This is a genomic window from Streptomyces sp. NPDC093094 (genome assembly GCF_044754345.1).
Taxonomy (GTDB): Bacteria; Actinomycetota; Actinomycetes; order Streptomycetales; family Streptomycetaceae; genus Streptomyces.
Map to the genome: position 1 here is coordinate 250,857 of NZ_JBIVOX010000007.1, position 13,178 is coordinate 264,034.

A 13,178-nucleotide genomic window follows, 5' to 3' on the forward strand; every position below is an offset into this window, starting at 1 on the left:
GTCACGAGCCTATCGGCACGCACCGGCATCCCTGTTGGGCGGTTCGTCACATACCGGCATCCGTCTCGGGCGTTTCGTCACCCGGTGCCTCCTCCCGCAGCAGCCGCTCGATGGCGGCCCGGTCCGGCAGACCCGGCGGGCGTACGACCGCTCCGCTGCGGATGTGGACGAACGCCGCCGTGACCGACTCCAGGGGCACTCCCTGCTGCTGGGCCCAGGCGAGCCGGTACAGGGCGAGCTGGAGGGGGTCGGCGGTGCCTTCGCGGCCGGTCTTCCAGTCGACGATCTCGTACGTCGCCGAGTCGCCTTCGCCTTCGCGGTAGACGGCGTCGATACGGCCCCGGATCACCCGGCCGGCGACGGCGAGCTGGAAGGGCGCCTCGACGCGGTAGGGCGTCCGACGGGCGTACTCGGTGCGTTCGAAGGCGTCCTTGAGGGCCTCCAGGTCGCGCTCGTCGGCGATCTCGGCGTCCGCTCCGGGCAGCTCGTCCGGTTCCGACATGGGCAGGGTCAGCGCTTCGAAGCGGGACTCGACCCACGCGTGGAAGCGGGTGCCGCGACGCGCGGCCGGCTGCGGCGGGCGCGGCATGGGCCGGGCCAGCTCCTGCGCGAAGCCGTCCGGGTCGGCGGCGAGGTGCAGCAGCTGGGTGGCGGTCAGGGCGGCCGGGAGCGGCACCTCCGTGACGGCCTGCCGGGCGCGCAGGAGTTCTCCGGCGAGGGCGTCGAGGTCGCGGTCCCAGGAGTCGACGGTGCGGGCCTCCTCGGGGGTGAGGGGCTCCTGCGCCGTCGTGGGTCCCGTGGCCGTCCTGGCTCCGGGGGCCGCCCCGACGGGCTCCCGTGCCGCCGTGACCCCCGGGGCCGTCACGGGCTCCGCAGGGGCCGGGGGGCCCGGTGGCGTCATGAGTTCCGGTGACGTCGCCTGGTGCGGCACGTGCGACATGTGCGGCACCGAGGGGTGCTCCGAGGTCCAGGAGTCCCAGTCGCCGGGGTCGCCCTCGTCGTACGGTTCACCGTCCTCCCCGTAAGGCGGTTCCTCCCCGTAGGGCGGTTCCTCCCCGTAGGGCGGTTCCTCGCCGTAGGGTGGCTCGTCCTCGTGGGGCGGCTCCTCGTCCTCCGGCGGCGGGGGCCAGTCCGGGTCCTCGTGACCGTCCGGGCCGTACGGTCCCGAGGGGCGCCCGTCCGGGTCGGCGGCCAGAGCCTCCAGGTGGGCCAGGACCGTCTCGGCGGCGGCGCGGCGGCGGGCCAGCGCCGGCTCGTCCAGGGGCAGGGGCCATGCCCGGTCGGCGGTCTGCCGGTGCAGGGCCGGGTTCTCCTCGCCCTCGGCCGGTTCGTCCGCCCAGACCTCGATCTCGCCGTGGCCCGCGGCGCAGTGGTCGTGCAGTTCCCCGAGGAAGTCGGAGGGCCCGCGCGGCTTCTTCTGGGTGGGGCCCCACCAGTGGCCGGAGCCGAGCAGGAGGGAGCGGGGGCGGGTGAAGGTGACGTAGCCCAGGCGGAGCTCCTCGGTGTGCTGGTGCTCCTTCATCGCCTCGTGGAAGGACTTCATCCCGCGCGCGTCCCACGCCTCGACGTCGGGCAGCGTGTCGGCGTCGCCGCGCAGCTCGTGCGGCAGCACCTTCGCCTGGGCGGTCCACTTCTCGCGGCCCTGGCCGCTGGGGAAGCTGCCGCCGACGAGGCCGGGCACGGCGACGACGTCCCACTCCAGGCCCTTGGACTTGTGCGCGGTGAGCACCTTGACGGTGTTCTCGCCGCCGGGCAGGGCGTTGTCCAGCCCCTTCTCGTACTGCGCGGCCGTGCGCAGGAAGGCCAGGAAGGCCAGCAGCGTGGCCTCGCCGTCGGTCGCGGCGAAGGAGGCCGCGACGTCCAGGAAGTTCGACAGGGTCTCACGGCGGCGGGCGGCCAGTGCGTGCGGGGACGCCGACAGCTCCACCTCCAGACCGGTGACGGCCAGAACGCGGTGCAGGACGTCCATGAGCGGGTCGGACAGACAGCGGCGCAGGTCGCGCAGTTCGGTGGCCAGACGTGCGAAGCGCACGCGCGCGTCGGGCGAGAACGGCAGCCCGTCGCCGTGCCCGCCGCCCTCGAGCGGCGACTCCAGGAAGGTGTCGAGGGCGTCCGCGAGCGATATCACCTCGGCCGGGTCGACGCCCTCGACGGCAGCGGCGAGCCTGCGGTCCAGGTCGTCCTCGTCGCCCACGCGCGTGGGCGACACCAGAAGCCGGGCGCGGCGGCCAAGCAGGGCGAGATCACGCGGGCCGATGCGCCAGCGCGGGCCGGTCAGCAGCCGCACCAGCGCGGCGTTGGCGCCGGGGTCCTGGAGGACCTCGCAGACGGCGACCAGGTCCGCGACCTCGGGCAGATGCAGCAGCCCGGACAGCCCGACCACCTCGACGGGCACGTCACGGGCGACGAGCGCGCCCTGGATCTCGGCGAAGTCGGTCGCCGTGCGGCACAGGACGGCGATCTCACCGGCCGGGGTGCCGGTGCGCACGAGGTGGGCGACGGAGTCGGCGATCCAGTCCATCTCGTCGGCGTGGGTGGGCAGCAACGCGCAGCGGACCACGCCGTCGCGTTCGGCGCCGGGGGCCGGGCGCAGCGCCTCCACGCCCGTGTGCAGGGCGCGCAGGGGTCCGGCGAGGCCGTTGGCGAGGTCGAGGAGGCGGCCGCCGCTGCGGCGGTTCTCGCTGAGCGCCTGGCGGGCTGCGGGGCGGCCGTCGGCGTGCGCGAAGTGCTCGGGGAAGTCGTCGAGGTTGGCCACGGAGGCGCCGCGCCAGCCGTAGATCGCCTGGCAGGGGTCGCCGACGGCGGTCACCGGGTGGCCGGTGCCTTCCCCGAACAGGCCCGCGAGAAGGACCCGCTGGGCCACGGAGGTGTCCTGGTACTCGTCGAGGAGCACCACCCGGAACTCGTCGCGCAGCAGACGGCCCACCTCGGGCAGTCGGGCGAGCCGCGCGGCGAGGGCGATCTGGTCGCCGAAGTCGAGCAGGTCCCGCTCGCGTTTGGCGGCCCGGTAGCGCAGTACCAGCCCGGCCAGGTCACGCCGCGCGGCGGCCGCCTCGGGCACCTTGCGCAGGTCGGCGTTGGTGAGCTTGGCGCCCTGGAGGGCGAGAAGCAGTTCCGCGTCCCATGCGCGCAGGTTCTCGGGGCGTACGAGGTGTTCGGACAGCTCGGCGTCGAGCGCGAGGAGGTCGGCGACGAGGTCGGCGAAGGAACGGGTGAGTGCGGGGTAGGGCCCGGGGGCCTCGCGCAGCACCCGCGCGGCCAGCTGGTAGCGGGTGGCGTCGGCGAGGAGGCGCGAGGTGGGCTCCAGGCCGATGCGCAGCCCGTGGTCGGTCAGCAGCCGGCCGGCGAAGGCGTGGTACGTCGAGATCACCGGCTCGCCGGGCGGGTCGTCGGGGTCGATGACGTCGGGGTCGGTCACGCCCGCGCGGACCAGCGCCTTGCGGACGCGCTCGGCGAGTTCTCCGGCGGCCTTGTTGGTGAAGGTCAGACCGAGGACCTGTTCGGGGGCGACCTGGCCGGTGCCGACCAGCCACACCACGCGCGCCGCCATCACCGTCGTCTTGCCGGACCCGGCGCCGGCCACGATCACCTGCGGTGCGGGGGGCGCGACGATGCAGGCCATCTGCTCCGGGGTGAAGGGGATGCCGAGGAGTTCCTTGAGCTGCTCGGGGTCGGTGATCGGGGCGGGCATGCCGAAGAGGCTAACGGCGGGCACCGACACCGGAGGCCACATCGGCCACGCGGACGGAAGAAGCGCAGGTCGGCAGGGGTGGTGCGATGCGTCACGCGCTCCCGGGCGCGGGCCGCCAGGGCCTGTCCGCCAATTCGCGTCGTCGCCCGAAGGGCGGCCACGCGCCGTCAGGTGCGTGCTCTCGGCGTGCCGGCTCCAGGCCCTCGTACCCGGACGTACCCGGGTCCGGGGCCGGTGCGGCGAGAGAGCGTGCACGGCGTCGCACGGCAGACGGGAACGGTCGGACAGGCCCTGGGGCCCTTCTGGCGGATCTCCGCGGCGTCGCGACGCCCGGCACGCACTCCCCCACTGCCTCAAGGGCGCGGGAGGTGCCCCCAGCCGCACGACACGGAGGGCCAGGTGGCTCCGCCACATGACCCTCCGCGCCGCACACCGATCGCACGCACCGAACGCCGCTCCTTCTCCCACGGAGATCCGCCAGAAGGGCCCTAGTCGACCACGTGCCGTCCTTCCGGCCGTGCGCTGCACGACGCCTGGAAGGAGCAATGCGTGCAGTGCTGGCCGGTCGTGGGGGTGAACCGCTCGTCGAGGACCTTCCCGGCGGCCGTGGCCAGCAGGCCGCCGACCCACTCGCCCTCCAGCGGCTCCTGGCCCTGCACCTTGGGCAGGCTCTCCCCGCCGTCCCGCTTGGCTGCGCCCTGCCGGAGATGGACGAGCTCGGCTCCGCCCGGTTCGGGGCGCACCCCGTCGAAGGCGTCGTCGACGGCGCCCTCGCGGACCGCGAGCTGGTAGACGGCGAGCTGCGGATGACGCTCGACCTCGCGCGCGGTCGGCGCCTGCTTGCCCGTCTTGAAGTCGACGACGTAGGCCCGGCCCTGTCCGTCGGTCTCCACACGGTCCATCTGGCCGCGGATGCGCACCTCGTAGTCGCCCGCTCCCAGGGTGACGTCGAAGTCCTGCTCGCTGGCGACCGGGGTGCGGCCGGCGCGGTCCATGACGTGCCACTCCAGGAAGCGTTCGAGCGCCACGCGCGCGTGTTCCTTCTCCTGGGCCGACTTCCAGGGCGCGTCGAAGGCGAGCGCGTTCCACACCGAGTCGAGCCGCTCCATGAGGACGTCGAGGTCGGCGGGGGTGTGGCCGGACGCGACCTCGTCGGCGAGGACGTGCACGACGTTGCCGAAGCCCTGTGCGGCCGTCGCGGGGGCGTCGGCCTTCACCTCCCGGCCGAGGAACCACTGCAGGGCGCAGGTGTTGGCGAGCTGGTCGAGAGCACTGCCGGAGAGCACGACGGGCTGGTCGCGGTCGCGCAGCGGCACCTTGGACTCGGTGGGGTCGAACATGCCCCACCAGCGGTAGGGGTGCGCGGACGGCACCAGCGGGCGTCCGTCGTCGTCGGTGAGGGCGGCGAGCCGGGCCAGGCGGCGGGCGGCGGCCTCCCTGAGTGCGTCGGACACCCGCGGGTCGACGGTGGTGGCGCGCAGCTCGGCGACGAGCGCGGCGACCGACAGCGGGCGGCGCGGGCGGCCGGTGACGTCCCTGGGCTCGACGCCCAGCTCGGTGAGGAACCGGGAGGGCTGGTCGCCGTCGTCGGCGGGGGTCTTCACCGCGGTGACCACGAGCCGCTCACGCGCGCGCGTGGCGGCGACGTAGAACAGGCGCCGCTCCTCGGCGAGGAGGGCTCCGGGGGTGAGCGGTTCGGCGAGTCCGTCGCGGCCGATGCGGTCGGCCTCCAGCAGGGAGCCGCGGCGGCGCAGGTCCGGCCACAGTCCCTCCTGGACCCCGGCCACCACGACCAGGCGCCACTCCAGCCCCTTGGAGCGGTGTGCGGTCATCAGCCGGACGGCGTCGGGCCGCAGGGCACGCCGGGTGAGGGTGTCGGCGGCGATGTCCTCGGCGTCGATCTGCTCCAGGAAGTTCAGCGCGCCCCGTCCGCCGGTGCGCTCCTCCGCGCGGGCGGCCGTCGCGAACAGCGCGCACACGGCGTCCAGGTCGCGGTCGGCGTTACGGCCCGCCGCGCCGCCGCGCCGGGCCGTCCGCTCCAGCCGCGCGGGCCACGGGGTGCCCTCCCACAGGTCCCACAGCGCCTCCTCCGCCGTACCGCCGCCGGCGAGGCGCTCGCGGGCCTTGCGCAGCAGCGCGCCGAGGCGCTGTGCCCCGCGTGCGTACGCCGGGTCGTGGACGGCCAGCCGCTCCGGCTCGGCCAGGGCCCGCGCGAGCAGCTCGTCGGAGGGCGGCGGTACGGGGTTCCCGGCGGCCCGCTCCTCCTCCCGCAGGGCACGCCCGAGCCTGCGCAGGTCGGCGGCGTCCATGCCGGCGAGCGGGGAGGCGAGGAGGGAGACGGCGGTCTCGGTGCCGAGCCAGCAGGCTCCCGGCCCGGCCTGCGGACCACCGTCGCCTCCGGCCCCGGCGACGGACTGCGGACCACCGTCGACCCCCGACCCGGCCCCGACGACGGACTGCGCACCACCTTCGGCCCCCGCCCCGGCGACAGACCGCGCACCACCTTCGGCCCCCGCCCCGGCGACAGACCGCGCACCACCGTCGACCCCCGACCCGGCCCCGACGACGGACTGCGCACCACCTTCGGCCCCCGCCCCGGCGACGGACTGCGGACCGTTGCCGTCCTCGGCTCCGGCGACGGGCTCGGTGCCGGCTCCGGCCCCGGTCCCGGCCTCCGCGCCCGTGCGCACGGGTGCGGGCGCCCCGGTCCCCGCCTCCGCCTCGGCCACCGCCCGCAGTGCCGCCAGCAGGGGCGCCACCGCCGGTTCGTGGCGCAGCGGCAGGTCGTCGCCGTCGATGTCGAGGGGGACGCCCGCGGAGGTGAGGGCGCGGCGGACGGCCGGGATGGTGCGGGAGCCGGCGCGCACCAGGACGGCCATGTCGCCCCAGGGGATGCCGTCCTCCAGGTGGGCGCGGCGCAGGATGTCGGCGATGTTGTCCAGCTCGGCGCCCGGCGTCGGGTAGGTGAAGACCTCCACCCGGCCTCCGTCCCGGACCGCGGTGAGCTCACGGTGGGCGCGTACCTGGTCCGCCGGGAGACGGGTGAGGGGCATCCGCCGGGTGAGCAGACGGGTCGCGCCGAGCAGGGCCGCGCCGGAGCGGCGGGAGGTGCGCAGCACCTCGACGGGGGCCGGGCCGCCGTCCACGCGCGCGAAGGTGCGCGGGAAGTCCAGGATGCCGTTCACGTCGGCGCCCCGGAAGGTGTAGATCGACTGGTCGGGGTCGCCGAAGGCGACGAGGGTGCGGCCGGCGCCCGCGAGAGCCCGCAGCAGCCGTACCTGTGCGGGGTCGGTGTCCTGGTACTCGTCGACGTACACGGCGTCGTACTGCGCGGCGAGCTTCTCCGCGGTGTCCGGGCGGTGGGCGAGGAGCACCGCCCGGTGCACGAGTTCGGCGTAGTCGAGGACGCCCTGGAGGTCGAGCACGTCGAGGTACTCGGCGAGGAAGGCGGCGGCCGCCCGCCAGTCGGGGCGGCCGATGCGGCGTGCGAAGGCGTCCAGGGCGCCGGGGTCCAGCCCCAGCTCGCGGCTGCGGGCGAGCACCGCGCGGACCTCGTCGGCGAAGCCGCGCGTGGTCAGACAGGCGCGCAGTTCGTCGGGCCAGCGCACATGGGTGAGGCCGAGACGCTCCAGGTCGGCCTGGCCGGACAGCAGTTCCCGTACGGCGACGTCCTGCTCGGGGCCGGAGAGCAGCCGCAGCGGTTCGGCGAACAGCTCGCTGTCCTGGTGGGCGCGGACGAGGGCGTAGCAGAACGAGTGGAAGGTGGTCGCCTGGGGCGCGCGGGCGGCCCCTGTGCGCAGGGCCATGCGGTCGCGCAGTTCGACGGCTGCCTTGCGGCTGAAGGTGAGCACAAGGATGCGCCGGGGGTCCGCGCCGCGTGCGATGCGGGCCTCGACGGACTCCACGAGGGTGGTGGTCTTGCCGGTGCCGGGGCCGGCGAGGACGAGCAGCGGCCCCTGCCGGTGGTCAACCACGGCGCTCTGCGCGGCGTCCGGACGAGGGGGGGCGGGTTGTGCCGGAGGGGTGCGGAGCAGCCGGTAAGCGCCACGGCTCCCCTGACGCACCGAGGGGTGCGCCGGGCGCCTGGTGAAGGAAGAGGAGCTCACGTGGTTCGCCGGTCCTGGTGGGTGTACGGATTGGCGGGCCGCCCAGGGGGAAGGACGGTGGCCGGGAGGTGAGGGGGACGCGCGCAGCCGACGCTACGCCGACGAAGGGATCGGAAGCAGAACTTCCGGTTCTTCCCTCCAGGCCCGCGCGCCACATACGTCCCTCGCCCCACGAACGTACGTCATGTCGCGGACGTGCCCCGTTTCCCCCGGACGGATCACGGGTCCCCCGCGTCCGCGCCCGATGCCGGAAGCTGTCAGGTGTGACCCTGCGCGTGCCCGCCGCCGTCCCACCGCGCCCGCCTCATGTCCAGGCGGGGCAGATGGCCCTCGGCCGACCTGCCCGCCTCCTTCAGCGGAGTGCCCTCCGCGCGGTAGTGGGCGAGCGCCCGCAGCTCGTGGCCGGGCAGCAGCACACCGTCCGCGCGGGTGACCCGCCACCACGGCACGGCACCCCCGTACAGCGCCATCACGCGCCCCACCTGGCGCGGTCCCCCCTCCTGGAGCCACTCGGCGACGTCCCCGTACGTCATGACGCGGCCCGGCGGGATCAGTTCCGCGACGTCGAGGACCTTCTCGGCGTACTCCGGCAGCGCGTCCGCGTACTCCGCGCGGGCGTCCTGCGGCAGGCTCTCCTCGCTCATTCACCCCATCCTGCACCACCCCACCGACAATGTGAGCGGCCCGCCACCGTGCGTATCCCTCGCCCGGGAGCGGGCCTTCCGGCAGACTGTGCGCCCCGCGTTTGCACCCTGATGCCCCCGTGTGTCGGTGCGGCATGCCACCATCGTGCGGGCGGTGACCGTTGATACGAGATCAAGAAGAGACGATGAAGCAGCAGGGTGTGCACCCCGACGACGCGGAGGGCACCTCTGACGCTGCGTCGCGCCCGGACACCGCGAAGACTCCCGGGAAGGCCCCGCGCGGGACGGACGAACCGGCCGCGCAGGGCGCCCCCCACCGGGACGAGGCGCCCGACGACGCCTGCGGCGCCGAGAACGGCGAGGAGATCCGTACCGACGAGGTGGAGGGCGACGAACCGCTGCTCCCCGCGCGCGTGCACCGCCCCTCCGACCTCATGCGTCTCCTGGTGGGCGTGCTCGCCGTCGTCGTCCTGCTGGCGATCGCCGCGTTCGCCCACGGCACCACCTCGGGCCTGGAACAGGACATCAACAAGGGCACGGGACAGGCGCCCGACCTCCTGATCAAGATCGCGGGTCTGGCGTCCAGCATCGCGATCCTCCTGGTTCCCGTCGCCTTCGCGATCGAGCGCCTGATCAAACGCGACGGGCTGCGGATCGCCGACGGCGTCCTCGCGGCCGTCCTCGCGCACGGTGTGACACTCGCCACCGATCTGTGGGTCGCCCGCGCGGCACCCGACTCCATCCAGGAGGCGCTCACCCAGCCCTCCCCCGGCGACGTCACCGCCCTGACCGACCCGGTGCACGGCTACCTCGCGCCGGTCATCGCCTACATGACGGCCGTCGGCATGTCCCGCAGACCCCGCTGGCGTGCGGTGCTGTGGATCGTGCTGATGCTGGACGCCTTCTCGATGCTGGTGACCGGCTACACGACGCCGTTCTCGATCATCCTCACGGTGCTCATCGGCTGGAGCGTGGCCTACGGGACCCTCTACGCCGTCGGCTCGCCCAATGTCCGCCCCACCGGCCAGACGCTCATGGCCGGACTGCGCCACGTCGGCTTCCGCCCGGTGGGCGCGGCCCGCGAGGAGGTGACGGAGGCGTCCGACGGCACCGACCGGGGCCGGCGCTACTTCGTCACCCTGGAGGACGGCCCACCGCTCGACGTCACCGTCGTCGACCGCGAACAGCAGGCCCACGGCTTCTTCTACCGGGTGTGGCGCAACCTCACCCTGCGCGGCTTCGCCACCCGCCGCAGCCTCCAGTCGCTGCGCCAGGCGCTGGAGCAGGAGGCGCTGCTCGCGTACGCCGCCATCGCCGCCGGCGCCAACGCGCCCAAGCTCATCGCCACCTCCGAGCTCGGCCCCGACGCCGTGATGCTCGTCTACGAGCACACCGGCGGACGCACGCTGGACTCGCTGGAGGACGAGGAGATCACCGACGAGCTGCTGCGCAGCACCTGGCACCAGGTGAAGGCCCTGCACTCGCGCCGGATCGCGCACCGCAGGCTCGCGGGGGACGCGATTCTGGTGGATCGTTCCGGCAAGGTGATCCTCACCGACCTGCGCGGCGGCGAGATCGCGGCCGGCGATCTGCTGCTGCGCATGGACGTCGCGCAGTTGATGACCACCCTCGCGCTGCGGGTGGGCGCGGAACGGGCCGTGGCCGGCGCGGTCGAGGTGCTCGGACCCGACACCGTCGCCGACTGTCTGCCGATGCTCCAGCCCATCGCGCTGACGCGTTCCACACGCGCGACGCTGCGCCGGCTGGGCCGGGAGCGGGCCGAACGCGAACGCGAGGCCGTGCTGGAGGCGTCCCGGCTGGCCAAGCAGGCCCGCCTGGAGGCGGCCGAGGGCGACCCCGGGCCCGTACGTCTCGACAAGGCCGACAAGAAGGCCGAACGCGCGGAGGCGCGGGCGGAGAAGCGGGCCATGGACGAGGCGCTGGAGGAGGCGCGCGAGGACGATCTGCTGACGCAGATCCGGCACGAGGTGCTGCTCATCCGGCCGCAGGCCCCGGTCGAGCCCGCCCGGCTGGAACGGGTGCGTCCGCGGACGCTGATCAGCTTCATCGCCGGTGCCTTCGGCGCGTACTTCCTGCTGTCGCAGCTCACCCACATCGAGTTCGGCACCCTCTTCGCCAGCGCGGAGTGGGGCTGGGTCGTCGCCGCCGTGCTGTTCTCCGCGCTCAGCTATGTCGCGGCCGCGATGAGCCTGCTGGGGTTCGTCCCGGAGCGCGTACCGTTCGTGCGGACCGTGGCGGCGCAGGTCGCGGGCTCGTTCGTGAAGATCGTGGCGCCGGCCGCGGTCGGCGGGGTGGCCCTCAACACGCGTTTCCTCCAGCGCGCGGGAGTGCGTCCCGGGCTCGCCGTCGCCAGTGTCGGGGCGTCGCAGCTGTTCGGGCTCGGCTGTCACATCCTGATGCTGCTGTCCTTCGGCTATCTGACCGGCACCGAGAAGACCCCGTCCCTGTCGCCGTCCCGGACCGTCATCGCGGGCCTGCTGACGGTGGCCGTGCTGGTGCTCGTGGTGACGTCGGTGCCGTTCCTGCGGAAATTCGTCTCCACGCGCGTGCGGTCGCTGTTCGCCGGTGTCGTGCCGCGCATGCTCGACGTGCTCCAGCGGCCGCAGAAGCTGGTCACCGGCATCGGCGGCATGCTGCTGCTCACCGCCTGCTTCGTGATGTGCCTGGACGCCTCCATCCGCGCCTTCGGCGACGAGTCGACCTCCATCAGCCTCGCCAGCGTCGCGGTCGTCTTCCTGGCCGGCAACGCGCTCGGCTCCGCCGCGCCGACCCCGGGCGGCGTGGGCGCGGTCGAGGCGACGCTGACGGTCGGTCTGATCGCCGTGGGCCTGCCCAAGGAGGTCGCCGCCCCGGCCGTCCTGCTGTTCCGGCTGCTGACGCTGTGGATTCCGGTGCTGCCGGGCTGGCTGGCGTTCAACCACCTCACCCGCAAGGGAGCGCTGTAGGGCGCCTTGCCGGGGCCTGCGGCGGAGGCGGCCGGCGCCTGGCGGTGAGCGCAAGGACAGCCGGGCCCGGGCGTGGAGCGGGGGCGGCCGGCGCCTGAGCCGTGAGCACCCGTCGAGGCCGCGCGGGGGCGTACGGCCCGCGTCCCTCGTACGGCCCGTGCCCCGCGCGGGTCGTCCCGCCCAGCCGCACGATGGGATCATGCCGATCCCCTCCCTCCTGCGCGTCTGCGCCCTGGCCACCACCGTCCTGCTGTTCTCCTCCCTGCTGACGGGATGCAGCGACGACAGCGAGGACGACGACCTGACGGCCCAGAAGCTGGACTGGAAGGACTGTCCCGCCCCGTCCGCGGCCGAGGGCGGCGGCACCGCCCCGTCCCCGCTGCCCGGCGGCGCCGAGTGGCAGTGCGCCACCATGAAGGCGCCCCTCGACTGGGACGACCCGAAGGGCGACACCATCGATCTGGCGCTGATCAGGGCCGGGACGAGCGGCGACGAGGACAAGCGCATCGGCTCGCTGATCTTCAACTTCGGCGGCCCCGGCGGCTCCGGCGTCTACACGCTGCCCGCCTTCGGCCCGGACTACGCGGCCCTGCGCACCCGCTACGACCTGGTCAGCTTCGACCCGCGCGGGGTCGGCCGCAGTGCACCCGTGACCTGTCTGGACAACCGGCAGCTCGACGCCTGGTTCCAGCAGGACGCCACACCCGACGACGCCGCCGAGCGCACCACGCTGCTGGACGGCACGAAGGACTTCAACGCGGCCTGCGAGGAGCACTCCTCGCGGATCCTGCCCCATGTGCGCACCACGGACGCCGCCCGCGACATGGACCTGATGCGCCAGGTGCTCGGCGACGACAAGCTGTACTACTTCGGCATCTCCTACGGCACCGAACTGGGCGGCGTCTACGCGCATCTGTTCCCCGAGAAGGTGGGCCGGGCCGTCTTCGACGCGGTCGTCGACCCGACGGAGACGCCCGAGCAGGGGGCCCTCGGCCAGGCCGCGGGCTTCCAGCTGGCGCTGGAGAACTACGCCGAGGACTGTGTGTCCAAGATCCAGGACTGTCCGGTGGGCGACAGCGTCCAGAACGTGCAGGACCGCATCGCCGCCCTGCTGAAGAAGCTCGACGCCAAGCCGATCCCGGGCTCCTTCCCCCGCGAGCTCACGCAGTCGGCGGCCACCAACGGGATCCTCCAGGCCCTGTACTCCAAGGACCTGTGGGAGTTCCTCACCGAAGCGCTCGACCAGGCGTACGACGGGGACGGCCAGCTGCTGATGCTGCTGTCCGACTCGATGAACGGGCGCAACACGAACGGCGAGTACAGCAACATCACCGCGGCGAACATCGCCATCAACTGCTCCGACGACAAGGCCCGCTACAGCACCGACTTCGTCCGGGCCAGTCTGCCCGAGTTCCGCTCCGCCTCGCGGCTGTTCGGGGACACCCTGGCCTGGGGCATGATCACCTGCACCGACTGGGCGGTGCCGGGCGCCACGAACCACACCGACGTGAGCGCGCCCGGCTCGGCGCCGATCCTCGTGGTGGGCAACACGGGGGACCCGGCGACCCCGTACGAGGGCGCGCGGCGGATGGTGGAGGCGCTGGGCCCGGGCGTCGGCGTGCAGGTGACGTACAAGGGGCAGGGGCACGGGGCCTACGACAGCAAGAACAAGTGCGTCCATGCCGCCGTGAACGGCTACCTGCTGGAGGGCAAGGTGCCCGCGTCCGGCACGGTCTGCGCCTGAAGCATCCGGACCACCTCTGAAAGCCGC

5 protein-coding genes are annotated in these 13,178 nt (G+C 74.0%); 2 read left to right on the forward strand and 3 right to left on the reverse strand.

Features of this window, described 5'->3' with window-relative positions; all coding sequences use genetic code 11:
• Positions 1-46: 46 nt before the first annotated feature.
• The 3 genes from ACIQGV_RS17245 to ACIQGV_RS17255 all read right to left on the reverse strand — a co-directional run bounded on the left by ACIQGV_RS17245 (position 47) and on the right by ACIQGV_RS17255 (position 8,441).
• Complete coding sequence (locus ACIQGV_RS17245) at positions 47-3,691, reverse strand: ATP-dependent DNA helicase (RefSeq protein ID WP_402495458.1); 3,645 nt, start codon at positions 3,689-3,691, stop codon at positions 47-49.
• A 488-nt stretch (positions 3,692-4,179) separates the two neighbouring features.
• Positions 4,180-7,797 carry an ATP-dependent helicase gene (locus ACIQGV_RS17250; protein ID WP_402495459.1) on the reverse strand — a complete coding sequence of 1,206 codons (3,618 nt, stop codon included), beginning with the start codon at positions 7,795-7,797 and terminating at the stop codon, positions 4,180-4,182.
• 257 nt (positions 7,798-8,054) lie between these two features.
• Complete coding sequence (locus tag ACIQGV_RS17255; RefSeq protein ID WP_402495462.1) at positions 8,055-8,441, reverse strand: MGMT family protein; 387 nt, start codon at positions 8,439-8,441, stop codon at positions 8,055-8,057.
• Positions 8,442-8,626: 185 nt separating this feature from the next.
• Here ACIQGV_RS17255 and ACIQGV_RS17260 point away from each other — a divergent pair, with 185 nt between their 5' ends.
• Entirely contained in the window at positions 8,627-11,407 is a 2,781-nt protein-coding gene (locus ACIQGV_RS17260) for a lysylphosphatidylglycerol synthase domain-containing protein (protein WP_402495465.1), read from the forward strand.
• Between the two features lie 199 nt (positions 11,408-11,606).
• The gene (locus ACIQGV_RS17265; RefSeq protein WP_402495468.1) at positions 11,607-13,151 is read left to right on the forward strand and encodes an alpha/beta hydrolase; all 1,545 of its coding nucleotides are present in this window, start codon (positions 11,607-11,609) and stop codon (positions 13,149-13,151) included.
• The last annotated feature ends 27 nt before the right edge of the window (positions 13,152-13,178 follow it).

Coding starts and splice junctions, on each gene's coding strand:
- ACIQGV_RS17265 (WP_402495468.1), top strand. CDS start 11,607: ATGCCGATCCCCTCCCTCCTGCGCGTCTGCGCCCTGGCCACCACCGTC.
- ACIQGV_RS17255 (WP_402495462.1), bottom strand. CDS start 8,441: ATGAGCGAGGAGAGCCTGCCGCAGGACGCCCGCGCGGAGTACGCGGAC.
- ACIQGV_RS17260 (WP_402495465.1), top strand. CDS start 8,627: ATGAAGCAGCAGGGTGTGCACCCCGACGACGCGGAGGGCACCTCTGAC.
- ACIQGV_RS17245 (WP_402495458.1), bottom strand. CDS start 3,691: ATGCCCGCCCCGATCACCGACCCCGAGCAGCTCAAGGAACTCCTCGGC.